We start from the raw sequence: 23,581 nt of genomic DNA on the forward strand, positions 1-23,581 counted from the left end.
TCTCCCGGCCGCCATCGCCGCCCCCCGGTCCTGAGAATTCTCGGAACTCGACCCAACGGTCGAAGCGTCGACCAGCGAGCCCTGCGATGCGCCGCCTGGAATTCGCGCAACTCGGCTTCGAGTCGATTCCTAGGCGGAGAAGGGTGGGTCGAGAAAGTCTCCGGCCCCAGGACCACCCGGCCTCGGCTTGCGCCGTCGAAGGGTCTGCACGGGAATTTCCGATTGTCCAGCAACGGGTGCGGACCGGAACGGCCCTGCTTTTGCTCTTGGCAAGAACATCGCCCCTGGGAATCCTGAAGAATCGAGGGGGGCGACCTTGGCTCGGGGCGGAAGTGAGTTACAGTTGAGTAGGAGGGCGAGGCCCTCGCATCCGACTCGGGAGCTTCCCTGGAAACTCGCGAACTCAAGCCCCCCGGTCAGCGTCTAGTGATTAAAGGACCACGCAGGAGGAGAGGAAAGAAGCCGCCGATCGTCGCGTTCCGGACTTCCGGTTCCAGCATCCTAGTGATATGAAGCTCGAAGCTCGGCGAAGCGGAGTTTCAGTGGACGCCTGGCGGCTGCGTCTGACAGTGGTCGACTCTTCCATACGAACGAAACGAGGAACGCCATGACCGCGAAGTTGGCCGAAACCCAGCTCTGGCAGCACAATCTGGTCTCTTTGATCCGCTCGGGGCTTTTCCTCCGAGCCGAGGCCCGCGAGTGCAATGGTCTGTTCACGGTCGTCGGCGTGTATACGGACGAGTCCACGTCCGCCCCCCTGGCGAAATATTCCGACCCCAGACGCGCGGCCGATGCGGTCAATATCGTCAATCGCCTCGCGCTGGTCTCGCCGCTCGTCGAGGCGAACTGAGCCTCGGGCCCCTCCCGAGCCTCTCGCCGGCCTCATGCCCATAACAAACCAGCCGCCGCTTCGATCTCGTAAGGTCGAAGCGGCGGCTTGCGTTTCCGGGCTTTCCTCCCGACCCGCGGGGGGTCAGGCGTGGTCGACCGTCTCCAGCGACGGCTCGACGGCCCGCACCGGCGGGTGTTCGACGGAGAAGCGGATGCCGAGCCGTCGCGACAGGTTCACGAGCTGGTCGAGCAGGGTGTAGAAGACCGGCGTGACGAGCAAGGCCAGGATCAGCGAGAGCATCTGCCCGCCGATGATCACCTTCGCCATGCTCGCCCGCGCGCCGGCGCCGGGACCCTGCCCGAGCGCCATCGGGACCATCGCCGCGACCAGCATGACCGTCGTCATGAGGATCGGACGGAGCCGGGTGCGGTTGGCCCCCAGGATCGCATCGTGCCGCGAGGCCCCGGCGGCCCGCAGCTGGTTCGTGGCGTCGACCTGGAGGATGCCGTTCTTCTTGACGATGCCCACCAGCATGAACAGGCCGAACAGGGCGTACAGGTCCAGCGGTGTCTGGAAGAAGTAGAGCGAGAGGACGCCGAACGGCACCGTGACCGGCAAGGCCATGAGGATCGCGATCGGCTGCATCCAGCTCTCGAACTGGGCGGCCAGGATCAGGAACATGAACATCACCGAGAGCCCGAACGCGATCAGGAAGTAGAACATCGTCTCGGCCAGCGTCTTGGCCTGGCCGGTGAGGACGTAGGAGTAGCCGGGGGGGAGCTGCATCTCGTCGATGATCCCCTGGGCGAGCGTGACGGCGTCGCCAAGGACGATCCCCTCGGGGTTGCCCAGCACGGTGACGATCCGCTCGCGGTTGAGCCGCTCGATCTCGGACGGCCCGCGCTCGTCGACCAGCCTGGCGAGGCTGGAGAGCTTGACCAGGCCGGCGGTCGGCGAGGGGAGGGTGAGGCCGTAGATCTCGTCGATCGAGCCCCGGAGGGCGGCGTCGGCGCGGAGCCAGACGTCGTACTGCTCCTCGCCGTCGCGGAAGCGGGTGACGGGGAGGCCGCCGACGAGCACGCGGAGGCTGTCGGCGACCGTGCCGACCGGGACCCCCAGGTCGCTGGCGGCCTCGCGGTCGACGACCACCTGGACCTCGGGCTTGCGGAGCGAGAGCGTGGTGTCCAGGTCGAGGATTCGGCCGTCCTTCTTCAGACCGGCGATCAGCCGGTCGGCATAGATCGAGAGCTGGTCAAGGTCCGGGCCGCCGAGGTTGATCTGGAACGTCTGGGGCCGACGGCCCCCCTGGAACGCCGAGACGTCGTTGACGCTGGCACGTAAGTCGGGGTAGAGCGCCAGGAACTCGCGGGCTTCCTTCTGGATGGCGAACTGGGAGAAGTCGCGGTCTTCCAGTTCTTCCATCCGGACGTAGATCGTCGCCCGGGTGACGTCGCCGGCGCCCTTGACCGCGCGGCTCCCGCCGCTGGAGCCGATCGAGGTGAAGACGTGTTTCGTCCCCTTGAGCTTCCAGGCCCGCGCCTCCAGCTCCTTCATCAGCTCCGAGGTCCGCTCCAGGCTGTAGCCCTCGGGGGTGGTCACGCTGATCTCGTATTCGCTCTGGTCGTCGCGAGGGATGAGCGAGAATCCGACGGCCTTGCCGAGCGGGACGGTCGACCAGATGACCACGAGCGTCAGGACGACGACCACGATCTTGAACCGGAGCGCGCCGCGGAGCATGGCGCCGTAGCCGCCGTCGATCAGCCGCCAGACCGGCCCCGACTTGGACTTCGCCGCGTGCCCTTCCTCGGCCGGCTCCAGCTTTAGGAAGCGGCTGCAGAGCATCGGCGTGAGCGTGAACGAGACGAACAGGCTCATCGCCACGGCGAAGGCCACCGTCAGCCCGAAGCTGGAGAAGAAGCGGCCGACGATCCCCCCCATGAAGGCGATCGGCAGGAAGATGACGATCAGCGAGAGGCTCGTCGCCATGACCGCCAGGGCGATCTCGCGGGTCCCCTTGCGCGAGGCCGTCATCGCGTCCAGGCCGTCCTCCTCCATGTGGCGGAAGATGTTCTCGTGGACGACCACGGCGTCGTCGATCACGATGCCGATCGCCAGGATCAGGCCCAGCATCGTGAAGTTGTTGAGCGTGAATCCCATGTATCTCATGAACATGAACGTCGGGATGATCGACGTCGGGATCGCCAGGGTCGCGATCACGGTGGTGCGCCAGTCGCGGATGAACAGGAGGATCGTGGCCGAGACCAGGGCGGCGGCCAGAAGGAGGTGGAACTTCACCTCCTCGATCGACTTCTCGATGAACCGCGACTGGTCGCGGATGATCTCGGTGGCGATGTCCGGGGGGAGGGCCGCCTTGAGCCCCTCCAGCCGCTCGTTGACGTCGTGGACGAGCTGGACCGTGTTGACGCCCGACTGCTTCTGAACCACCAGGCTCACCGCGCCGTCGCCGTCGAGCCGGGCCAGGCTGCGCGGCTCCTCGATCGAGTCCTCGGCGCGACCGATGTCGCGCACCCGGATCGGGTATCCGTTGCGATTGGCGACGATGAGGTCGCCGAACTCGTTCTCGGTCTTGAGCCGGCCGAGGGTCCGCAGTACCAGTTCCCGAGGGCCCTGGTCGACCCGGCCGCCGGGGATCTCCAGGTTCTGCCGCGTCAGGGCCAGGCGGACGTCCTCCACCGACAGGTTGTAGCCGGCGAGTCGGTCGGTGTCGACGACGATGTTCATGGCCCGGGTCCGGCCCCCGACCAGGCTGATCGAGCCGACGCCCGGCACGGTCTCCAGCCGCTCCTTGATCTGCTTCCGGGCCAGCTCGGTGACCTCGCGGAAGTCGCGACGGCCCGAGACGGCGATCGTCATGACGGGGATCGACCCGGTGTCGAACTTGTCGATGATCGGCGGGTCGGTCCCCACGGGCAGGTCGGCGAGGATCGTGTTGACCTTGTCGCGGACCTCCTGGGTGCCGACGTCGCCGTTCTTCGAGAGCTGGAACTGCACCGTGACGACCGAGACCCCCTCCTGGGTCGTCGACCGCAGCTCGTCGATGCCCGAGATCGTGTTGATGACGTCCTCGATCGGCTTGGTGACCGTCGATTCCATCTCCTCCACGCTCGCCCCCTGGAGCACGGTCGTCACCGAGCAGACCGGGAAGTCCACGTCCGGGAACAGGTCGACCCCCAGCTCGGCGTAGGAGACCGCCCCCAGAACCAGGGGTACGATCATCAGCACCCAGGTGAAGACGGGACGGTTGATGCAGACGTCGGATAGCGTCATGAGTTCATTCCGGTGCAAAGGCCCAGCGAGTTCGAGCGGCGAGGTCCGGCCGGGGCCGCCTTCAAGGCCCGGGCTCCACGTCCGACTTCTCGGGAGCGGGCGCCTCGGGCTCGCGGACGACGATCCGCGAACCGGAGGCCAGCTTGGTGTGGCCCGTCGTGACGACGGACCCCGACCTGGGCATCGAGGCGCTCGCGACCTCGACCCAGCCCGGGCCCTCCTTGCCCAACGTCAGGTCGTCGACGGCGCGGACCGTCTGGCCTTCGACGACGAACAGCTTGGTGACGCCGGCGTAGCGGGCCACGGACTCGATCGGCACGACGATCGCTTCGGACTCGGAGTCGGTGACGATCACGACCTTGGCGAACCCGCCGGGCCGCAGCAGACGCTCCTCGTTGGGCGCCAGCGCCTCGACCTGGAACGTCCGGCTGACCGGGTCGACAGACGGGTTGACCCGCGACACCTTCCCCTCGAAGGTCCGGCCCGGGTGCGAGGCGACCGCGATCCGTACCGGCTGGCCCTCGCGGACGCGGTCGCTGTAACGCTCGGGGATGTTCGCCCAGAGCCGCAGGGGGTTCTCGACGACCAGATCGAAGACCGGGTCTCCCTCGCGGATCATCTGGCCCTCGGAGACCGACCGCTGGGTGATCGCATAAAGGATCTCGCCTGCTTTCCCGGAGACCGGCGGCTCCTGCGGGCGGGGGACGAGGACGTTGAGATCGGTCAGCATCTGGTCCGCCTGGTCCCGCGCGACCCGGTTCGCCAGGGCCAGCGCGATCACGTTCCGGGCGGTGGACTTGGCGTTGTCGTACGCGGCCGCCGCCGATCGGTAATCGCTCTCCTGATCTTCAAGCTCCTGGGCCGTCCCCGCCCCCTTGCGGCTGAGGTTCCGCTGGCGCGCCAGGTTCTGAGCCGCCCGGTCCATCGCCACCCGGAACTGGACCACGGCGGGGACCTTCTCGATGACCTCCTCCGTCTGCGGCCCGGTGACGAGCGTCTCGGTGATGCCGTAGCGTTTGATGAACGTCTCGGCCATCTCGGAAGTCAGGCCGAGCTTCACCAGCTCCGCCAGATACCTGGACTCGGCCACGTTGTAGGAGAGCTTCGCGTCGACCGGGTCGAGCTGGACGAGCGGCTCGTCGGGCCGCACCCGATCGCCTATGTCGTGCAGGACCCTCAGGACCCTGCCGCCCCGCTTGGCCCCGACCGTGACCTGCTCCCAGCCCCGAAGCGAGCCGACGGCCTCGATCGTCCGCTCGATCGACCGCTGCTCGATCGGGGCGACGGTCACGTAGATCGGCAGCGCCTCGGTGGACTTGGTTTCGGCCTTCTCATGACGGGTGCAACCCGCCAGGGAGACTGACAGCCATCCTAGCCCCAGGATGGAAGCGAGTACGCGAGGTTTCATCGGCGAAGATCCCGACCGCTTTGGCGGGCCCCCTTGAAGCCCCGGAGAAGCCCCGCGACGAGCACGGGCGCGCGGTCCTCCCCGAGCGGTTTGTCCTGGTACAGAAAATCAATGACCGACATGGCCAGCACGCCCCGATACATCGTCGCGAACTCGTCGAGATCCTCCGAGGCGAGCACCCCGGCCTCGACGCAGCGTCGGAAGGCGGCGTCGGTCCAGTTCTGGAGGTTGTGCTTGCAGCACTCCATCAACAACGCAACCTCCGCCTCGGGGGGCCCGAAGACGACGGCGAAGAAGAACCGGAAGCGATCGGGGTCCTCCCGGCAGAACGCGAAGTGGGCCTCCAGGAGCTTCTCCAGGACCTCGACCGCGTCCCCCGGCTCGCCGACGATCCGCTCCAAACTCTCCCCCAGCCTGGCCAGAGGCTCGAAAAGCAAGGCCCTGGCCAGCCCCTCCTTGCTGCCGAAGTGGTAGTAGAGGGTCGGCTTGGCGACCCCCGCCGCCTCGACGATCTCCCGGATCGACGTCGCCTCGAAGCCTCGACGAGCGAACAGCCGGGCCGCCGTCCGGGCGACGTGTCTGGCGACTTCGCTCTCCTCGGGCCTCGCGGGATTCGTCAACGCGCCACCTCGTTCATCGTCCAATCCGGGCTCGTCCAGCGTCGTATACCGACCGGTAGGTATTATGAGAGAAACTTCGGAATTCCGTCAATCGGAACCTTGGCGGACGCCCCGGCTCTCATCCCTGCGGTCGACGTTGTACAATCGGGAAACGCGACGCGCGGCCGACTTCCAAGGCCGGGGCGTCCACACCGTTCCGGTCACTCCCCCCGCCCACTCCCCGAGGGACGTCGCCATGAATCTCGAACGCCCGGTCACGGATCGGATCACCATCGCGGACCAGCCCGACGAGCGGGACCTCTCCCGATTTCGGGATGGGGGCTACGCGGGCGTGGTGAATCTCCGCAACGATGGCGAGCCGGAGCAGCCGATGGACGTGGAACGGGAGGGCCGCGAGGCGGCCGCCCTGGGCCTGGCCTATCATCATTTCGGAGTCGGCGGGACGCCGCTGTCGGACCCCGGGGTGGCCGAGGCGTGCGACTTCATCGACCGTGAGTCGGCGAAGGGGAAGGTGCTCGTCCACTGCCGCAAGGGGGGGCGGGCCGCGGCGATCGTCCTGATCCAGCAGGCGAGGGCGCACGGTTGGAAAGCCGACGAGGCCGTCGCCAGGGGGCGCGAACTCGGCATCATCCTCGATCCGCCCCTCAAGGAGAAGGTCGAGGCCTATCTGAAAACGAAGGCGTGACGCCGGACGGGGGCGCTTGACTCGCGAAAACATCGCGTCCTAGAGTGGATGAGCGTGCCGTCGCGCCTCTCGAAGACCTTTCTCCGACGCTGTGTGGGGGAGCCCGCCGTGCCACGTCCCAGTCGCGGATTCGTCGGCTCGATGATCGTCGCCGGCCTCGGCCTCGCCCTCCTGGGGGCGGCTCGCGAGGCCCGAGCCGGGGAAGACTCCCGGACGGCCGAGGCGTTCCTGCTCCAGCTCCGGGAGCGGGGCTACTTCGACCTGGCCTCCGAGTACATCGAACGGCTCCGATCCGATCCCGGCGTCGGCGAACCCCTCAAGGGCCTGCTCGACTATCAGGAGGGACGCGCCCTGATCGACGAGGCGGCCCGGACCACCGACCTGGCGCGGCGGCGCGAGCTGCTCGACCGCGCGGCGGGGCGGTTGGAGGCGTTCATCAAGGACCGTCCCGAGGACGCGACCACCCTGGAGGCGCTCGTCGAGATCGCCCGCAGCCTCTTCGAACGCGGCCACCAGGCCAGGCTCGTCGGCGAGGAGTCTCAGGAGCCCGAGAAGAAGGCCGCCAAGCTCGACGAGTCCCGCACGACCTTCCAGCAGGCCGCCGACGCCTACGCCCGCGCCGCCGAACGCCTGGAGGCCGTCTACAAGCCCAAGGCCGGGTTCATCCCCAAGGGGGACGCCCGCATCGAGGACCGCGACCGGACCCGGACAGCGATGCTCGACGCCTCGCTCAAGCGGGGCATCGCCCTCTACGAGTTGGCCCAGACCCACCCCCCAGACTCCCAGGAACGGGCAGCGATCCTCGATCAGGCCATCGCCCGATTCCACGCCCTCTACAAGGACTACCGGACCGAGCTCGCCGGCCTCGCGGCCCAGATGTTCGAGGCCAAGTGCTTCGAGGAGCAGGGCAAGATCGGCGAGGCCATCGGCATCTATCAGCAGGTCCTCGGCCAGCCCGACCCGAGGCTCCGCGACCTGAAGCGGAACGTCCACTACTTCCACATCGTCGCCCTGGGCAAGCGCAAGCAGTACGCCCTGGCCGCCGACGAGGCCGTGAAGTGGCTCCAGACCTACGACCGCCGCGACGAGCGGCGCTCGATCGAGGGGGCCGGCGTCTATTACGAGCTGGCCCGCAACCTCGACGCCCAGATCAACGCCGAGACGCCCAAGGCCGAGAAGGACCAGGCGGCGAAGAAGATCGTCGAGGCCCTCTCCCAGGTCGTGCGCATGCCGACCCGCTACAAGAACGACGCCCTGGCGCTCCTGAAGAAGTACAAGCCGAACACCGCCGTCGAGCCCCGCGAGATCGCCCGCCTGAGCTTCGACGAGGCCCTCAATCAAGGGGAAGAGGCCCTCGCCGCCCGCGAATGGGACCGCGCGATCGCACTCCTTCGCGCCGCCGCCTCCAAGGCCGACCCTCGCCGCGACGCCGACCGGATTGCCCTGGCCCGCTACAATCTCGCGTTCGCCTTCTACATGAACAAGCAATTCCTCGAAGCGGAGGTCCTGGCGGGCCACCTGGCCCGGCACCGCACCGGCTGGGAATACGCCCCGCCGTCCGCCGCGCTCGCGATGCAGGCGATCCTCGACCAGTACAACTCGTCCCCCCCGGCCGACCGCGCCAGCGACCTCGAGCGGTACATCGACCTGGCCGAATTCGCCGTCCGCACCTGGCCCGAGCGCGACGAGGCGGACGACGCCCGCATCGCGCTCGGCCAGATCCACCAGGGACGCGGCGCGTATGACCGCGCGATCGCCGACTTCGACGGAGTTCGCGAGCGGTCGCCCCGACGGTTGGAAGCCCAGACGCGACTCGGCGGCGCCCACTGGGCCAAGAGCCGCGCCCTGGCCCGGGGCGGCGACGAGAAGAAGGCCGAATCGGACGCCGAGGCGGAGAAGGCCGTCGCCATCCTTCGGAAGACGCTCGACGATCGCAAGGCCGCCGGCGCGCCGCAGGGGGACGCCGGATATCTCGGCAACGCCGCCGACCTCGGCGCGGCGCTCACCGAGTGGGGCAAGGTCGACGACGCCCTGGCCGTGCTCCGGCCGATCGTCGAATCCCAGACGTCGAAACTCGGGCCGGCCTACGCCCGGCTGCTGGAAGCCTACCTCCTCGCGCAGATCAACGCGGGGCAGGTCGAGCCGGCGATCGCGTCGATGCGGGCCGTCGAGGAGAGCGGGCAGGAGACCAATCGGGCCCAGCTCTATTACAAGCTCGGCCGACTGCTGGAGGAAGAGGTCGACCGCGTCCGCAAGGCGAACCAGCCTCAGAAGCTCGCCCAGACCAAGGAATCGTTCCGCAACTTCCTCCTCGCCCTGGCCGCGAGCAAGAGCGGGCAGACCTTCGAATCCCTGCGATGGGCCGCCGAGGGCCTCCTATCGCTCGAAGCCGGCGCCGAGGCCGAGGGGGTCCTTCGCGGACTCCTCGACGAGTACGAACACGACGCCGAGTTCCTGAAGCAGTCAGGGGCGGCCGAGCGCATCTTGCGGGCCAAAGTGAAGCTGGCCGCGGCCCTGCGGGTCCAGAAGAAGTTCGACCAGGCCGCCTCCGTGTTGGACGAACTGCTGGCCGATTCGACGTTCAAGCGCTACCTCGACCCGCTGGTCGAGAAGGGCGAACTGCTCGACGCCCAGGCCGAGGCGGGCCAGGGGAGCTGGAACGCCTCGTGCGCGCACTGGCAGAACCTCGCCCAGAAGCTCAGCCGATCGCGGCCGAAGCCCGAATCCTACTTCGACGCCTGGTATCGCGCCGCGCTCGCCTACTCGAAGCAGAAGCAGACGGCCAGGGCCCGCCAGACGCTCACCGCCGTGATGCGGCTGAACCCGGGCGTCGGCGGCCCCGCCATGAAGCAGAAGTATGATGACCTGCTCGCCACCTTGAAGTGACCCGGGAGGGCCGCCGCATGTCGCCGATGGAGTTCATCCGAGGGGCCGGTGTGGGACTCGCGGTCCTCGCCCTGACCGCGGGGACCGCCCGCTCCGACGTCGTCCACCTGATCCCGGGGACGACCTTCAAGCAGGGGCAGGGGGGGGCCGTCCGCGGCCAGGTCCAGTCGGAAACGCCGGAACAGGTCGTGGTCTCGCTCGGGACCGCGACCATCAACGTTCCGACCGACCAGATCGACTCGATCGAATACCAGGGCCAGCCGGCGTCGCTGCAACTCGGAGAGACCAACGCGAGCGCCGGTCGTGCGGCGGAGGCGCTCGCCCAGTTCAAGAAGGCGGCCGCCGAGGCCGCCGGCAAACCCCTGATCGTCGAGGCGGCCCTCTATCGCGAAGCCGCCACCCTGGCCGACCTCGCCCTGACCGAGCCCGACCAGGTCAAGGAGGCGATGGGCAAGCTCTCGGCCTTCATCCAGACGCACGGGAAGGGTCGCCACATCGTCCCGGCGCGCGAGATCCTGGCGAAGCTCCAGCTCCACGCCCAGGACCTCAAGGGGGCCGAGGCGAACCTCGCCGAACTCGCCAAGATCCCCCCCGGCGCGGAGAAGGCGGCCGTTTTGAAGGCCCGCCTGCTCCTCAAGGGGGGAGACCTCCAGGCCGCCGGCGCCGACCTTGATCGGCTGATCGCCGCCTCCCCGGAGGGTTCCCCGCGACAGGTCGAGCTCCGACTGGTCAAGGCGGAGACCCTGATCGCCGCCAGCAAGTACGACGAGGCCGAGTCGCTCGTCCGCCAGGTGATCGCGGCGGCCGACGCCGACGACGCCGCCATCCAGTCCAAGGCCTACAACACGCTCGGCGACTGCCTCTCCGCCGCCGCCCGCCCCAAGGACGCCCTGCTGGCCTACCTCCACGTCGACCTGCTCTACGGCAAGGACAAGGAGGAGCACCCGCGCTCGCTCCGCCGCATCGAGCAGATCTTCCGGAAGATGGGCCAGCTTCCCCGCGCCGACGAGTACGCCCAGCGCCTCAAGCAAGACTACCCCAACAGCCTCTGGACGAAGCAACCCCAGGGCTGAGGCGGCGAGCGGCGCGATCCGGTTCGGCCCGGGGCGTCAGTCGTCGTCTCTGCGCGTCGATTCCTCGCGGCGTCGGACGGCCTCGTTGAAGTTCAGGATCGTCCCCGTCAGCCAGAAGACGAAGCCGACGACGACGATCGCCCAGACCTGGTTCGACGTCATGCCGAACCAGTGGCCTGTGCCGTCCCGAGCGGAGAGGCCCAGGGAGGAGAGGCCGAACATCTCCATCAGAAGCCCGAGGATGCGGAGAAGCTGGCCGGAATGGCGGGGCATGGCGATCATCTCGAATCAGGACGCCGGTCGTGTGGAAACGCCGGGCGGAAGCGAGACTCCCGCCTCGCCCTCGCCCGGCGTGCATTTTTCGCGGTTCTTCGGGGCCGGCGTCAGACGCTCGGCAGTTCGTAGCCCTTGCGGGCCTCGCGGGAGAGCAGGGCGTCAGCCTCGGGGTCGTCCTTGAAGCGCTCGGCGTCGGCGTCCCAGGAGAGCTTCCGGCCCAGCTTGTAGGCGATGTTCCCGAGGTGGCAGGTGTTGGTCGACTGGTGGGCGATCTCGATGTCGCTGGTCGGCTTGTCGCGCGAGGCCAGGCAGTCGAGGAAGTTGCGGACGTGCGGCCCCTGGCCGTCGTCACCCTTCTCCTTCGACGCCTCCAGCGCGATCTTCCGGGGCTCGCGGTCGCCGTGGACCAGCTTGATGCCGTAGGGCAGGACCACCTGGTCGGGGATGATCTCGAAGCCCGAGCGGTCGAGCATCAGGCTGCCGTCGGTTCCGCAGAAGAGGATCCCGTAGTCGTGGCCGTTGAACTTGTACCCGTTCCCCTTCCGCATCGAGTACGTCAGGGTGGTCTCGGGGAACTCGTAGACGACCTGGAGGGTGTCGGGCGTGTCGCGGTCGTCCTCGCTGGTGCGGACGCCCCCCGTGGCATAGACGCTGTGGGGCGCCCTGGCGTTGAGGGCCCAGAGGACGATGTCGTTGAGATGCACGCCCCAGTCGCTCATCATGCCGCCGGCGTAGTCGAAGTACCAGCGGAAGAGCAGGTGGAAGCGGTTGAGGTTGAACGGCCGCTCCGGCGCGGGGCCGAGCCACCTGTCGTAGTCGACGTACGGCGGCGTCTCCACGTCCGGCGAGGGACCCATCCCGACCGGGCTGATGTTCTCGAAGTTCCAGGTCTGGACCCAGAAGACCTTGCCGAGCTTCCCGGACTGGACGACCTCGACGGCCTTGCGGAAGTGGTTCGAGGACCGCTGCTGGGTGCCGACGGCGATGATCTTGCCCGTCTTCTTGCCGGCCTCGATCATGGCCCGGCCTTCGGCGATGTTGTGCGCGACCGGCTTCTCGACGTAGACGTCCTTGCCGGCGAGGACGGCGTGGAGCGTCGGCAGGGCGTGCCAGTGGTCGGGCGTGGCGATGATGACGGCGTCGAGGTCCTTCCGGTCGAGCATCGCGCGGTAGTCGCGGCCGGCGTCGGGGCGCTCGCCCCCCTTCACCTTCTTGATCCGGTCGGCGGTCGCGCCGGCGTGATTGTCGTCGACGTCGGCCACGGCGACGAGGTCGACGTCCTCCTGCCTCAGGAAGTCGTCCAGGAGTTGATTCCCCCGGCTCCCCGCGCCGATGATCCCCAGCCGCTTGCGCTCGCTCGCCGCCGAGGCCCGACCGATCGCCGGGGCCGCGAACACGGAGGCCGCCCCGACGGCGGCGCCCGCCGTCCCCACGAATCCTCGCCTCGTGACATTCTCGTTCGTCATCGCTGTTCGCCTCGCCTGGGACTGGATGGGATCGCACCGCAGCGTGGGGAAGGGCCGTCGACCGGTCCTTGACGCCGATCGTACTGCGCGCCGGGGCCGAAAGAAAGGGCCGCGATCGTCGGCCGGACGGGGCGTGGCCCGCCGCCGGTCGACTGCCGTACAATGGCCGAAACGCCGCGGTGGTCCCCATCCACGCGAAGGGACGCCGCATGCCCCTCTCTTCCTGTCGCCGTGCGAGGGCTCCCATGAACCACGTCCTCAAGAGGTTCGCCCCGATCGCCTTGCTCGCCCTGTCGGCCCAGGCCCGCGCCCAGAGCCTGCCGACCTCGGCCACGATCGACGCGGAGCCGCTGGAGCTGACCGCGCCCGAGCGGTTCCAGGTCGTCTCGACCCTGGAGCCGATCCGCAACGTGTCGCTCATCGCGCCCGCCGACGGGGTGCTGAGAAGCATCGACGCGACCCTGGGCTCGACGGTGCGCGAGACCCAGCAGATCGCCGAGATCGACCGCGCCGAGGCCTCCGCGCGGCTGCGGATCGCCCAGGCCGAGCTGCTCGAAATTGAGCTGGCGTTCGCGGACTCGCCCCCTGCGCCCAACGCGAAGCAGCCCCGGGTCGAGATCGCCCAGGCGCGCGTCGAGTTGGCCCGGCTCGAGCTGGACCGCCTCACCCTTCGCGCGCCGTTCGCGGGGCGGATCGTGGCCACGCCCGTCTCCTCCGGGCAGTACGTCCTCAAGGGGACGGTGATCGCCGAGCTGGCCGACGTCTCGATCCTCAAGGCCCTCGCCCCCGTCGATCGCCGCGCGGTCAAGGCCGGCGAGGAGACCAGGGTCTCGATCGAGGGGGAGGAGCAGTCCGCGAAGGTCCAGGCGATCATCCCTCTGCCGACGACCGAGGAGTTCCAGCCCCTTCGCGAACTGGCGACCCCGTTCGCCGCCGCCTGGATCCACGTCCCCAACACCAAGGGCGATCTGGAGCCCGGGCTTCGCCTGAGGACCACCAGCCTGCCGATCTCGCCGGTGGCGGTGGTGCCGCGTGCGGCGATCAAGGTGCCGGCGGCGGGCTCGCCGGATTCGACGGTGCAGGTCATTCGCGCCGAGCACGTCGTCGACGTGCGGATCAAGACGCTGGGGAACGTCGGCCCGGAGCGTGTGCAGGTCTCCGGCGCATTCCGGGCGAGCGACGCGCTGATCGTGGCGACGTCGGTGCCGCTCCTTCCCGGCACGTTCGTCCGCTTCGGCGCCGGGGACAAGGTGGAGGGCGCCCCCCCGACCCCGGCCAGCCCGGCCAGGCCGCCTCGATCGCGCCGGCGACCTCGCCGGCCCGCGCGGCGCCGACCAGGCCCGCCGCCGGCGATCCCCCGTCGCGGCCCGCCCCTCGGTCGCCGAGGCGGCCCGCTCAGCCGGCCCCGGGTGCGAATCCCGGCGCCACGCCGTTCTAATCAATCTCGATCAGGACGACTTCGCCGCCTTGCGCCGGTTCTTGAGGTGCGTCCAGACGTTCCGACCCTGCGCGCCGATCTGCCCGACGACCCGGCCGAGCTTGGATCGGCCGGCGGCCGCCTGGAGGCGACGGAGCAGGGCGGCTCGCTCGGCGCGGTGGAGCTGGGCCGCGAGCGAGGGGAGGACGTGCTCCACCACTCCGAACGCCGATTCCTCCGGCAATCCGGCCGCGGCGTACTCGGTGAAGGTCGGCGGCAAGGAGGCCCGGAGCGAGTCGAACAGGCTCCGGACAGCGGTCTCGCGCACGCCCTGCCCGGCCGTCCAGTCGTAGGGGGGCTGCCACGACGGGCCGAATTCGGCGCGGTCGATCCCCGTCACCACCACGAGCGCCGGCGGGGCTTCCCGATGCGGATTCTGGAGGAAATGGGCGTCCCACGCCTTCGCGAAGGCGACGTCGGCCGGCTGGAGGCTCTTGAGGCCGTCGACCACCAGGATCAGCATGTCCGCGTCCAAGGACGAGGCGACCGCGAATTCACGCGACTGCCGATCCGACCGCGCCTCCCGTTCGGCCGAGCCTTTCGCCGTGTAGCCGGGGACCTCCGTGTACTTGACGTGCTTCAGGCGGTCGACCAGCGAGCCGTCGAGCCCCAGACCTTCGAGCCTCGCCCGCACCGGCCGGTCGTCCCCCTGGAAGATGTCGCGAGTCGCCTGGATCAGGCGGGACTTGCCGGACTCGCGGGCACCGACGACGGCGATGGTCAGGGTGTCGTCGGGGTCGGGCTTGAGCGACGACATCGGCCGTCGGCGCGTCAGCCGACGGTACTCGTCAACGCCGATCGCCAGCCGGCCGCTGAACAGCTCGACCAGGTGCACGCCGAGGCGATTGACGTACGCCTGGAAGAACCAGCGCAGCACGTTCTGCTGCATGTTCTTCCAGGCCGGTTTCACGATCAGCTCGCGGGTGCCGATCCGGGTCAGCCCGCTCAGCGGGTTGAGGAACGGCGAGACCAACGCGTACAGGTCGTTGGCCTTGGAGATGTAATTGGCCATCTGGAGGGCGCGCCGCCAGTGCGAGAGCGTGATCATGTCGCCGCCGGGGACCTGGCGGGTCAGCTTCGCGAGGTCCTCGGCCGCCAGCTCCAGCGCGCTGAGGAGTTCGACGACCGGCACCTCGTCGAGCGGGTGCGCGGAGTCCGGGTGGTAGTGGTTCGCCAGTCGGGCGATGAGGGAGCGGCCGGTCTCGATGTATCGGTCGCCGTCGATCAGGGCCTCCATCGCCAGCGCTTCCGACGCACGGGCCTCCTCCTCGATGATCTCCCACGCCTCCCGGTCCTGGGGCGAGAAAGTTTTCGGGGCGTCCCAGTCGAGAGGGGGGAGGACCGTCCGCGTGCTGGTGGTCCACCGGGCCGCGAAGATCGCGAACAGGCCGCCGGCCGCGATCCAGGCCAGGACCCCGGGGATGATCCAGCCGTGCTCCCAGAGCCAGAGCGACCCCAGCACGATGTAGACGCCGAACGGGCCGAGGAAGAGCAGCAGCAAGACCCCGGTCCGCCACTCCCGGAGGAGCAGCGTCAGGTTCATCCGCCAGCCGCTGAAGGTCTCTCGCAGGTCCGCCATGGGATTCCGACTCGCGGTTTCGGGTCGCCCTCCATTCAAGAAGGACGCCCAGAGGAACGGGTTTCACCGATCATGTCCCGCGAATCGCGTGCCCGTCCGTTACGCGCGCAACATCGCGCCCAGCTTCCGGGAGCATGCCTCGACGACGTTCTTGACCGCCAGCTCGACCTCGTCTCCGGTGAGAGTGCGGTCGTCGCGACGGAACATGAGGCTGAAGTGGACGCTTTGCTGCTCGTCGGTCAGGTTGCCGCCGCGGAAGGTGTCGAGGTAGTCGACCTGGCGGAACGACTCCCCGGCCGACTCGCCGACGACGGCCGCCAACTCGCCCCAGGAGACCGCGCGATCGAGGACCAGCGAGAGGTCGCGGACGACGGCCGGGAAGCTGGGGAGCGGCCGATAAGCGGCGACCGTCCGTCCCCTGTCCAGCAGGACGCCCAACTCCAGTTCGACGGCCGAGCAGGCCGCGCGAAGGTCGAACTCCTGGATCTTGCCGGCGTCGACCTCGCCGATCCAGCCGAGCCGGACCTCGCCGACGAACAACTCCGCGGCGCGGCTTTCGGCGAACAGCGGCAGTACGGCCGGCTTCGCCGAGAGCGGCTCGGCGACCAGGAGGCTCCTCAGGAGCGTCTCGACGACCCCCTTCAGCCCTCGGAAATCCAGGCCGGCGACGATTCCCAGGCGCGTGGGCTGTTCGGGCGTCTGGCCCCCCTCGCGGGGGAGATAGACGTCGGCGATCTCGAACACGCGGGCGTCGGCGACGCCGTGGGCCTCATTGTGGCGCCGGACGGCCAGCAGGCTGGGGATCAGGCTCCGCCTTAGCGCGTTCTCCCGCTTCCGGCTGGAGTGGGAGACCCGCAGCGGGGCGGCGTCCGCGCCCTCGCCCGCGACCGGCGCCGCCAGCGAGTCCTCGACCAGGCTGAACGTGACGGCCTCATCCATCCCCAGGGCCGTCAGGGTGTCTCGAACGGCCGACTCGACGCGCTCGCGACGCCCGCGCGGGGCGCTCGTGACCGGAATCGGCCGGTTCTCGACGATCTTCTCATACCCGTGGATCCGGGCGATCTCCTCGATGAGATCGATCTCGCGATCCAGGTCGGCTCGCCAGCTCGGCGGGACGACGCGGATCGAGCCGACGTTCTCCTCGACGACCTCGAGCCCGAGCGACTCCAGGATCCGCCGGACTTCGATCGGATCGACCGTGATCCCCAGGACGCGGGGGATCTGGGACAGCCGCAGGATGATCGGCTCGCGGCGAGGGGCCGGGCGGCCGACGTCGACGACCCCCGGATGCAGCACGCTCCCCGGACAAAGCTCGAGGATCAGCTCGGCGCAGCGGCGGCTGGCCCAGTCGGCGACCTCGGGGTCGAGGGGCCGCTCGAAACGGAAGCTCGACGGGCTGAACAGGCCCAGGGCGCGCGAGGTCTTGCGGACCGACATTGCGTCGAATCGGGCGGCCTCGATGAGAAGGTTCGTCGTCCCGGGCCCGATCTCCGTCTCCAGCCCCCCCATCACGCCGGCCAGCCCGACCGGCCGCGAGGCGTCGGCGATGACGAGCATTTCGGGCTCCAGGAGGTAATCGCGGCCGTTGATGGCCTTCAGCGTCTCTCCCTTACGAGCCTTGCGGACGACCAGGCGACGGTCTTCCAGCTTGTCCAGGTCATAGGCGTGCAGGGGCTGGCCGCACTCGAACATGACGTAGTTCGTCACGTCCACGATGTTGCTGACCGGCCGGACGCCCAGCGTCTCCAGCCGACGCCTCATCCACCAGGGGCTCTCGCCCACCTTCACGCCGGTCATCACCCGCGCCGAGAACCGCGGACAGAGTTCGGGGGTCTCCACCGTCACCCCGGCCAGGGCCTCGACGCCGATTCCCGAGGTCCTCGGCGCGGCGGCCGGGATGCGGAGCGGCTTCTCGAACAGGACCGAGATCTCCCTCGCCACTCCCAGGTGCCCCAGGCAATCCGAGCGGTTGCTGGTGACCTCCAGGTCGATCGCCAGGTCGCCGCCGACGTCGTCGGTCGACTCATGGTTCAAGCCGGTCAGGGCCAGTCGTTCGGCGAGAGCCTCCACGGGCATGTCGAGGCGGACGTATTCGGTGAGTTGGTTCCAGCTGACGATCATCGGGCTATTCGCTCGCGGGCTCGGGTTTCGGCGTCCGGCGCCCGGACGACGACGATCGGACGCGGTCCCAGAGCAGGTAGACCGGCAGGCCCGCCAGCACGATCAGGAATCCGACGCCCGAGGTCAGGGGCTTCAGGTACAGGAAATCGACCACCAGCAGGGTCGCCAGGGTGATGTAGACGACCGGCGGCAGCGGGTAGGCGAACGTCTTGTAGGGTCGGCTGAGGAACGAGGCTTTCTTCCTCAAGACGATCACCGCCGCGACCATGACGATGCAGAACGCCATGTCGACCGGGATGATGTATTCCAGCAACTCGCTATAGAGATTGCCGTAGACGACCTCGCCGGTCTCCTCGCGGACCGAGACCGTCACCGGCAGGGTCAGCAGGCAAGCCCAGATCCCCTGCGCGTAAAGCGCGACGGCCGGCACGTGATGGGCGTTCGTGCGGGCTGCGGCCTGGAAGAACAGGCGGTCGCGGGCCATCGCATAGAAGACGCGGGCGCCGGCCAGGATCAGGCCGTTGACGCAGCCGAACGTGGAAATCAGGATCGCGCCGGCCATCAGATATCGGCCGCTCGACCCGACCGCCGCCTCCATCGCCGCCGTCCCCACCCGATCCTGGGGCGCGTTCTGGATCTCCGAGAAGGGGAGGGAGACCAGATACGAAACGTTCGCCAGGAGGTAAAGCGCGACGACCACCGACGTCCCCCGGAACAGGGCCCGGGGGAGGGTCTTGCTGGGATCGCGAATCTCTTCGCCCACGAAGGTGACGTTGTTCCAGGCCGTCGAGGAGAACAAGGGGCCGATCATCGCCAGCCCCAGCAGCAGCAGGACGGCGCCGTAGCCGTCGACCGGCAGGGGCTCGGTGTAATAGGTGTTGGGTGTCCAGCCGTTCGCCCAGGGGTCCCACCACGACGCGGTCCACGCCGCGGCCTTCCCGCTCGCGCCGAGCAGGACGCCGACGAGGATCAGGCCCACGAGCGCGCCGGTCTTGGCGAGGGTGAACGAATTCTGGATGAGCTTCCCCAGCTTCAGCCCCCGCGTATTGGCGAGGGTCAGGCCGACGATCACCGTGGCGGCGACCGCCTGCTGGGTCGAGACTCGGAGCGCATAGGGGCCGAACCGGAGGGCTGGCAAAGCGACCTTGTCCGATACGGCCGGGATGAACACCCCGAGGAACTTCGCGAACGCCACGGCGACCGCCGCGATGGTCCCGGTCTGCACGACCAGGAACATGGACCAGCCGAACAGGAAGCCGACGACCGGCCCATACGCCGTGCGCAGATAATAATACTGGCCGCCCGCCTTGGGCATCATCCCGGCCAGCTCGGCCGAGGAGACAGCCCCGGCGACGGTCATCAGGCCTGCGAGCGCCCAGGCGGCCATCAGCCAGCCCGGAGCGCCCACCAGTCGGGCCGATTCCGCCGACGTGATGAACACGCCCGAGCCGATCATGGAGCCCATGACGAGCATGGCCGCGTCCAGGACGCCCAGATCTCGCACCAGGGCCGGCGCCCGCCTGGACTTCGCGGCTTTCGCGGGTTCGGAGGGCTCGCTCGCCATGGGGATCGTTCTCAGCCTTCCCGCTTGACGTACTCGTCGACGTCGGTGATCGCCTTGGTCAACGACGCACGCCGCCAGTCGGTGAGTGCGGTGTCCATGGCGGCGGCCAGCCGGCTCCCCAGCAGGACGGCGGCCTCCTTCGGGTTCTGGCCTTCGGCGCGGACCTCGGGAAAGTCGTGATGATGCACGCAGACGCCGTGGGACGTCGCCCCCGCGGTCACGATCACGCTGTCTTTGACGTCGTTCATGAGAGAGGCCCCTTACTCGTTCGGTGTGCCCTGCGACAGGTCCCGGATCGGAATCGAGCAAGCCGCCGGAACCTCAGAACTGGTCGAGGAAGCGGACGTCGTTCTGGTACAGCAGGCGAATGTCGTCGATGCCGTGCCGACGCATGCAGAGGCGTTCGATGCCCAGGCCGAAGGCGAAACCGGTCACTCGCTCGGGATCATAGCCGACGGCCTTGAAAACGTTGGGGTCGACCATCCCCGCCCCCCCCATTTCAACCCATCGCCGCCCGCCGTGCCAGAGCATATCCACCTCGACGCTCGGTTCCGTGAACGGGAAGAACGAGGGCCGGAAGCGGATTTGCACGTCCTCGCCCAGATAGCTCTTGGCGAAGAGGCGGAGGATGGTCTTGAGGTCCCCCATGGTCACCCCCTCGTCGACCATCAGACCTTCGATCTGATGGAACATGAACGAGTGGGTCGCATCCACGGTGTCGGGCCGATAGACCCGGCCGATGGCGACGACCCGGACCGGAGGGGGCTGGGACTCCATCACGCGGATCTGGATCGTGCTGGTCTGGCTCCGGAGCATGGTCCCCTCGGACAAATAGAAATTGTCCAGAGGGTCGCGGGCCGGGTGGACCGGAGGGATGTTCAGGGCGTCGAAGTTGTGACGGACGTCCTCGACCTCGGGTCCGCGCGCGACGGCGAAGCCGAACCGACCGAAGATGTCGATCAGTTCGTCGGCCGTCTGGGAGAGCGGATGGCGGTGCCCGAGCCGGGGGGCGATCCCCGGCAGGGTCACGTCCACGCCGCCGTCGGCGACCGCCCGTCGCTCGACGCGCCGGCGAGCGGCCTCGATCGCGGCTTCGAGGGCCTGCTTGACGCCGTTGAACCGGCGGCCGTATTCCTTCTTGACGTCTGGGGGGAGCGACTTGAGCCGTTCCTGCGCGGCCTTGACCCGGCCCTGCTTCTGGCCCAGATATTCGATGCGCGCCGTCTCGACGTCGTCCGGGGAGGCGGCCGACTCGAACGCGCGAACGCCCTGGTCCTGGAGCTTGTCAAGCTCCAGGAGGGCGGGTTCCAGCGATTCCGTGGGGCTCATCGCAGCTCGCTTCAGGCGGTCTTGGCCTTCTGACGGGCCTGGACCTGGGCCTCGTGCTTGTCCAACTCGGCGCGGACCTTGGCGACGATGGCGTCGAAGGTCTCGGCGTCGAAGATGGCGAGCTCGGAGAGGCTCTTGCGATCGAGGGCGATGTTCGCCAGCTTCAGGCCGTGGATGAGGCGGCTGTACTTCAGGCCGCGCATCTCGGCGGCGGCGCTGAGGCGGATGATCCAGAGCTTGCGGAAGTCGCGCTTCTTGGCCCGGCGGTCCCGGAACGAGAACATGCCGGCGCGGAGGAGGGTCTCCTTGGCCGACTTGAGCAGCCGCCCGCGGCCGCCGACGAATCCCTTGACGGCCTTGAACAGCCGGTTCTTGGCCTGACGCCGGGCCGCACCTTTTCTTGCACGCATGATTCAAAATCTCGCTGAGGGCGCGATGGGGGTCGGGCGCCCGCTGAAAGGACTCGGGAAATCGCTGGAGAGCGGCTGCTGGGGGCGGTTCACTCGGCGGCGGCGGGAGCGGAAGCGGCCGCGGCGCCTTCGGTCTCGAGGGCCTTGTCTTCGGCCATGGCGGCGAGACGGGCGGCCTCGACGGCCTGGGGGTTGGTCGACACGCGCCGGCGGAGGGCCTTGCGGACGCGACTCGCCTCGGCGGAGACGCCCAGGAAGCTCTTTTTGCGGAGCCGGCGGATCTTCTTGCCGCTCTTGTGGCTGTTCAAGTGCGACGACCCGCACCGCTTGTGCGAGACCTTGCCGGTGGCCGACACCTTGAACCGCTTCTTCATCCCCTTATGGGTCTTCATCTTGGGCATTGCGCTACCGTCCTGTTTCCAATATGTTTCGGTCGTCGCCCGGCCGATGGTCGCGGGGGACGCCTCGCCGCCGCGGAGTCGCCCCGCGTCGGGAACGGATCGTCTCGCCCCGGGTCGGCGTCGGCGTTGGCAGCCCAGAGCCGGCACCGGGGGGACGCCGATCGGGGACCGATGGCGGGCAAGCGGCCCATCGTAACAGAACGCCGCCGCCGTCGTCCAGTCGGCCCGCCCGGCTTGGCGCAGGAAATCCGCGCCGAGCGAGCCCTTTCTATCCCGGGATCACGCCCGAGGGGCCAGGATGGCGGTCATCCTCCGGCCTTCCATCGACGGCGTCTTCTCCAGCTTGCCCACCTCTTCGAGGGCGTGGAGGACCTCGTCCATCACGCGCCGGCCCTCGTCGATATGCGCCAGCTCGCGGCCCCGGAAGAGCACGTTGACCAGCACCTTGTCCTTGGCTTCCAGGAACTCGCGGGCCCGCTTGACCTTGACCTCGATGTCGTGGTCGCCGGTCTTGGGGCGGACGCGGATTTCCTTGATCTGGACCTGGTGCTGCTTCTGCTTGGTCAGGCGTTTCTTCTGGGTGTACTTGAACTTGCCGTAGTCAATGATCTTGCACACCGGCGGCCGCTCGTTGGGAGCGACCTCGACCAGGTCCATCCCCGCCTCTCGCGCGGCCTCGAGCGCCTTGTTCGTCGGCATGACGCCGAGCATGGCGCCTTCCGCGTTGATGACCCGCACGGGGGAGATACGGATCTGCTCGTTGACCCTCAGTCCTCGCTCGATCGGTCCGATGACGTCCTCCTCGGGGACGGGTGACAGGGATCGCCTCACGGCGTGGGGGCCGACGCAGGCCCGCCCGCGTCGGGTGGCCGGTCGGCCGATCCCGAACGACCCCGGTACGGCCCCTACGGCCGTCCGATTCGGTCGTCGCAAGGCAACTTAAACCATTATGTCGACAGCGTCGAGATGTCAAGTCCATAGCAGGTTCGAAGCCGCCGTTTTCCTGGCGCGGTCGTCGCCTCCCCCCGCCTCGGGCCGACCTCGCGCCCCTCTCGGCGGCCGGCGTCGAGATGCTTGGCGCGGCCTGGCCGATGCCGTACAACGCCGCGAAGCAAAGTGCGTCGCGCGGCGAAGGTGGGGCGAGGGCCTCGCGGCCGTCGAAGATCGACGCCGAAAGGAGCGAGCGGGTGAAGGTCTTGATGACGGGCGGCTACGGCTGCATTGGTTCCTGGGTGGTGAAGCGGCTGGTCGAGGCGGGCCATGAGGTCTCGATCTTCGACCTAGTCGAGGACTCCCACCGGCTCGACTTGATCCTGGACGCCTCGGCGAAGGCGGGGGTCCGCTTCCTGGCCGGCGACGTTGCCGATCGCGGGGCGGTCCGGAAGGCCGTCGAGGAGACCGGGGCGACGCAGATCCTCCACCTGGCGGGGCTTCAGGCGCCGACCTGCCGCGCCGACCCGATCCGGGGCGCGATGGTCAACGTGATCGGCACCCTGGCGGTGTTCGAGGCGGCGGCCGACCTTCGCGAGCAGGTCGCGCGGGTGGTCTACGCCAGCTCGGCCGCGGTGCACGGCCCGCCCGAAGAGGGATCGCAGGGCCCCCTGGCGGACCGGATCCGGCTGGCCCCGCTCACCCATTACGGGGCGTTCAAGGTCTGCAACGAGCTGAACGCGCGAGTCTACTGGCTGGACCGGGGCGTGGTCAGCGTGGGCCTGCGTCCCTGGACGGTCTACGGCGTGGGCCGGGACTTCGGCATGACGAGCGAGCCGACCAAGGCCATCAAGTCGGTCGCCGTGGGTCGGCCCTATCGGATCAGCTACGGCGGGTATCAGGACCTGCAATACGTCGGCGACGTGGCCGATACGTTCGTCAGGGCGCTCGAGGCTCCGTTCGAGGGGGCCGAGGCGTTCAACCTGCGAGGGGCGGTCGAGCCGATCGAGGCGTTCGTCGAGACGCTGGCGCAGGTGGTCCCGGCCGCCGGGCCGCTGGTCAGCCACGGCGACAAGCAGCTTCCCATCGCCCCCAGCCTGGACGACTCCCGCCTCCAGGCCGCGCTCGGCCCCATCCCCCGCACGCCGCTGCGTCAGGGGATCGCCGAGACCTTCGAACGGTTCGCGAGCCTCCATCGCGAGGGGAGACTCGACCTGTCGGACCTGGGCTGAGGAT

17 protein-coding genes and 2 pseudogenes are annotated in these 23,581 nt (G+C 68.7%); 6 read left to right on the forward strand and 13 right to left on the reverse strand.

Going from position 1 to position 23,581, the window contains the following annotated elements:
* Nucleotides 1–607: 607 nt before the first annotated feature.
* Nucleotides 608–850 carry a hypothetical protein gene (locus VT85_RS06920; protein WP_068412471.1) on the forward strand — a complete coding sequence of 81 codons (243 nt, stop codon included), beginning with the start codon at nt 608–610 and terminating at the stop codon, nt 848–850.
* Between the two features lie 123 nt (nt 851–973).
* Here VT85_RS06920 and VT85_RS06925 read toward each other — a convergent pair whose 3' ends face one another.
* The 3 genes from VT85_RS06925 to VT85_RS06935 form a co-directional block, all read right to left on the reverse strand.
* Nucleotides 974–4,120 (reverse strand): efflux RND transporter permease subunit, encoded by a 3,147-nt coding sequence (locus tag VT85_RS06925; RefSeq protein ID WP_068412474.1) that lies wholly within the window; start codon nt 4,118–4,120, stop codon nt 974–976.
* 61 nt (nt 4,121–4,181) lie between these two features.
* Nucleotides 4,182–5,528, reverse strand: a complete 1,347-nt coding sequence (locus tag VT85_RS06930; protein ID WP_068412478.1) for an efflux RND transporter periplasmic adaptor subunit — start codon at nt 5,526–5,528, stop codon at nt 4,182–4,184.
* Nucleotides 5,525–6,148, reverse strand: coding sequence for a TetR/AcrR family transcriptional regulator (locus tag VT85_RS06935; protein WP_068412481.1), 624 nt, complete (start codon nt 6,146–6,148; stop codon nt 5,525–5,527). Before VT85_RS06935 ends, VT85_RS06930 begins: the two co-directional genes overlap by 4 nt.
* Before the next feature lie 235 nt (nt 6,149–6,383).
* Between VT85_RS06935 and VT85_RS06940 the strand changes: the two genes are divergently transcribed.
* From VT85_RS06940 to VT85_RS06950, 3 genes are all read left to right on the forward strand, one after another.
* Nucleotides 6,384–6,833 (forward strand): beta-lactamase hydrolase domain-containing protein, encoded by a 450-nt coding sequence (locus VT85_RS06940; RefSeq protein WP_068412484.1) that lies wholly within the window; start codon nt 6,384–6,386, stop codon nt 6,831–6,833.
* Between the two features lie 108 nt (nt 6,834–6,941).
* Complete coding sequence (locus VT85_RS06945; RefSeq protein WP_156512719.1) at nt 6,942–9,719, forward strand: tetratricopeptide repeat protein; 2,778 nt, start codon at nt 6,942–6,944, stop codon at nt 9,717–9,719.
* A gap of 17 nt (nt 9,720–9,736) precedes the next feature.
* A complete protein-coding gene (locus VT85_RS06950) occupies nt 9,737–10,792 on the forward strand; it encodes a tetratricopeptide repeat protein (RefSeq protein WP_068412490.1) in 1,056 nt (351 codons plus the stop codon).
* A gap of 36 nt (nt 10,793–10,828) precedes the next feature.
* Here the strand turns inward: VT85_RS06950 and VT85_RS06955 are convergent, their stop codons facing one another.
* Together VT85_RS06955 and VT85_RS06960 are read right to left on the reverse strand one after the other, a co-directional pair.
* Nucleotides 10,829–11,065: a hypothetical protein gene (locus VT85_RS06955; RefSeq protein WP_156512720.1), complete on the reverse strand. Its 237-nt coding sequence runs from the start codon at nt 11,063–11,065 to the stop codon at nt 10,829–10,831.
* Between the two features lie 110 nt (nt 11,066–11,175).
* On the reverse strand, nt 11,176–12,534 hold the full coding sequence (locus VT85_RS06960) for a Gfo/Idh/MocA family protein (RefSeq protein WP_068412496.1): 1,359 nt from the start codon (nt 12,532–12,534) through the stop codon (nt 11,176–11,178).
* 245 nt (nt 12,535–12,779) lie between these two features.
* On the opposite strand from VT85_RS06960, the pseudogene VT85_RS29955 reads away from it, so the two are divergent.
* Nucleotides 12,780–13,409 (forward strand): annotated as a pseudogene (locus VT85_RS29955) (efflux RND transporter periplasmic adaptor subunit); the annotation flags it as partial.
* 573 nt (nt 13,410–13,982) lie between these two features.
* Here VT85_RS29955 and VT85_RS06965 read toward each other — a convergent pair.
* The 8 genes and pseudogenes from VT85_RS06965 to infC form a co-directional block, all read right to left on the reverse strand.
* Nucleotides 13,983–15,590, reverse strand: a complete 1,608-nt coding sequence (locus VT85_RS06965; protein ID WP_068412499.1) for a hypothetical protein — start codon at nt 15,588–15,590, stop codon at nt 13,983–13,985.
* A 99-nt stretch (nt 15,591–15,689) separates the two neighbouring features.
* Nucleotides 15,690–17,711, reverse strand: coding sequence for a phenylalanine--tRNA ligase subunit beta (gene pheT, locus VT85_RS06970; protein ID WP_068412509.1), 2,022 nt, complete (start codon nt 17,709–17,711; stop codon nt 15,690–15,692).
* A gap of 4 nt (nt 17,712–17,715) precedes the next feature.
* A complete protein-coding gene (locus VT85_RS06975; protein WP_068412512.1) occupies nt 17,716–19,275 on the reverse strand; it encodes an APC family permease in 1,560 nt (519 codons plus the stop codon).
* 11 nt (nt 19,276–19,286) lie between these two features.
* Nucleotides 19,287–19,523: a hypothetical protein gene (locus VT85_RS06980; protein ID WP_068412515.1), complete on the reverse strand. Its 237-nt coding sequence runs from the start codon at nt 19,521–19,523 to the stop codon at nt 19,287–19,289.
* A 73-nt stretch (nt 19,524–19,596) separates the two neighbouring features.
* A complete protein-coding gene (gene pheS, locus VT85_RS06985; RefSeq protein WP_068412518.1) occupies nt 19,597–20,604 on the reverse strand; it encodes a phenylalanine--tRNA ligase subunit alpha in 1,008 nt (335 codons plus the stop codon).
* An 11-nt stretch (nt 20,605–20,615) separates the two neighbouring features.
* Nucleotides 20,616–21,014: a 50S ribosomal protein L20 gene (gene rplT, locus VT85_RS06990; protein WP_068412521.1), complete on the reverse strand. Its 399-nt coding sequence runs from the start codon at nt 21,012–21,014 to the stop codon at nt 20,616–20,618.
* Between the two features lie 212 nt (nt 21,015–21,226).
* Nucleotides 21,227–21,415, reverse strand: a pseudogene (rpmI, locus tag VT85_RS29960) (50S ribosomal protein L35); the annotation flags it as partial.
* A 279-nt stretch (nt 21,416–21,694) separates the two neighbouring features.
* Nucleotides 21,695–22,207, reverse strand: coding sequence for a translation initiation factor IF-3 (gene infC / locus VT85_RS07000; RefSeq protein WP_068421543.1), 513 nt, complete (start codon nt 22,205–22,207; stop codon nt 21,695–21,697).
* A 395-nt stretch (nt 22,208–22,602) separates the two neighbouring features.
* Between infC and VT85_RS07005 the strand changes: the two genes are divergently transcribed.
* Nucleotides 22,603–23,577: an NAD-dependent epimerase/dehydratase family protein gene (locus tag VT85_RS07005; RefSeq protein ID WP_197491140.1), complete on the forward strand. Its 975-nt coding sequence runs from the start codon at nt 22,603–22,605 to the stop codon at nt 23,575–23,577.
* The last annotated feature ends 4 nt before the right edge of the window (nt 23,578–23,581 follow it).

Origin of the sequence: Planctomyces sp. SH-PL62 (assembly GCF_001610895.1) — a bacterium.
In the GTDB taxonomy this organism is placed as follows: Bacteria; Planctomycetota; Planctomycetia; order Isosphaerales; family Isosphaeraceae; genus Paludisphaera.

Excerpts from the sequence above, each read along its gene's own strand:
- VT85_RS06920 (WP_068412471.1), top strand. The coding sequence starts at position 608 with ATGACCGCGAAGTTGGCCGAAACCCAGCTCTGGCAGCACAATCTGGTC.
- VT85_RS06950 (WP_068412490.1), top strand. The coding sequence starts at position 9,737 with ATGTCGCCGATGGAGTTCATCCGAGGGGCCGGTGTGGGACTCGCGGTC.
- rplT (WP_068412521.1), bottom strand. The coding sequence starts at position 21,014 with ATGCGTGCAAGAAAAGGTGCGGCCCGGCGTCAGGCCAAGAACCGGCTG.
- VT85_RS06925 (WP_068412474.1), bottom strand. The coding sequence starts at position 4,120 with ATGACGCTATCCGACGTCTGCATCAACCGTCCCGTCTTCACCTGGGTG.
- pheT (WP_068412509.1), bottom strand. The coding sequence starts at position 17,711 with ATGATCGTCAGCTGGAACCAACTCACCGAATACGTCCGCCTCGACATG.
- VT85_RS06980 (WP_068412515.1), bottom strand. The coding sequence starts at position 19,523 with ATGAACGACGTCAAAGACAGCGTGATCGTGACCGCGGGGGCGACGTCC.
- VT85_RS06940 (WP_068412484.1), top strand. The coding sequence starts at position 6,384 with ATGAATCTCGAACGCCCGGTCACGGATCGGATCACCATCGCGGACCAG.
- VT85_RS06955 (WP_156512720.1), bottom strand. The coding sequence starts at position 11,065 with ATGCCCCGCCATTCCGGCCAGCTTCTCCGCATCCTCGGGCTTCTGATG.
- pheS (WP_068412518.1), bottom strand. The coding sequence starts at position 20,604 with ATGAGCCCCACGGAATCGCTGGAACCCGCCCTCCTGGAGCTTGACAAG.
- VT85_RS06965 (WP_068412499.1), bottom strand. The coding sequence starts at position 15,590 with ATGGCGGACCTGCGAGAGACCTTCAGCGGCTGGCGGATGAACCTGACG.
- VT85_RS06960 (WP_068412496.1), bottom strand. The coding sequence starts at position 12,534 with ATGACGAACGAGAATGTCACGAGGCGAGGATTCGTGGGGACGGCGGGC.
- VT85_RS06930 (WP_068412478.1), bottom strand. The coding sequence starts at position 5,528 with ATGAAACCTCGCGTACTCGCTTCCATCCTGGGGCTAGGATGGCTGTCA.
- VT85_RS06975 (WP_068412512.1), bottom strand. The coding sequence starts at position 19,275 with ATGGCGAGCGAGCCCTCCGAACCCGCGAAAGCCGCGAAGTCCAGGCGG.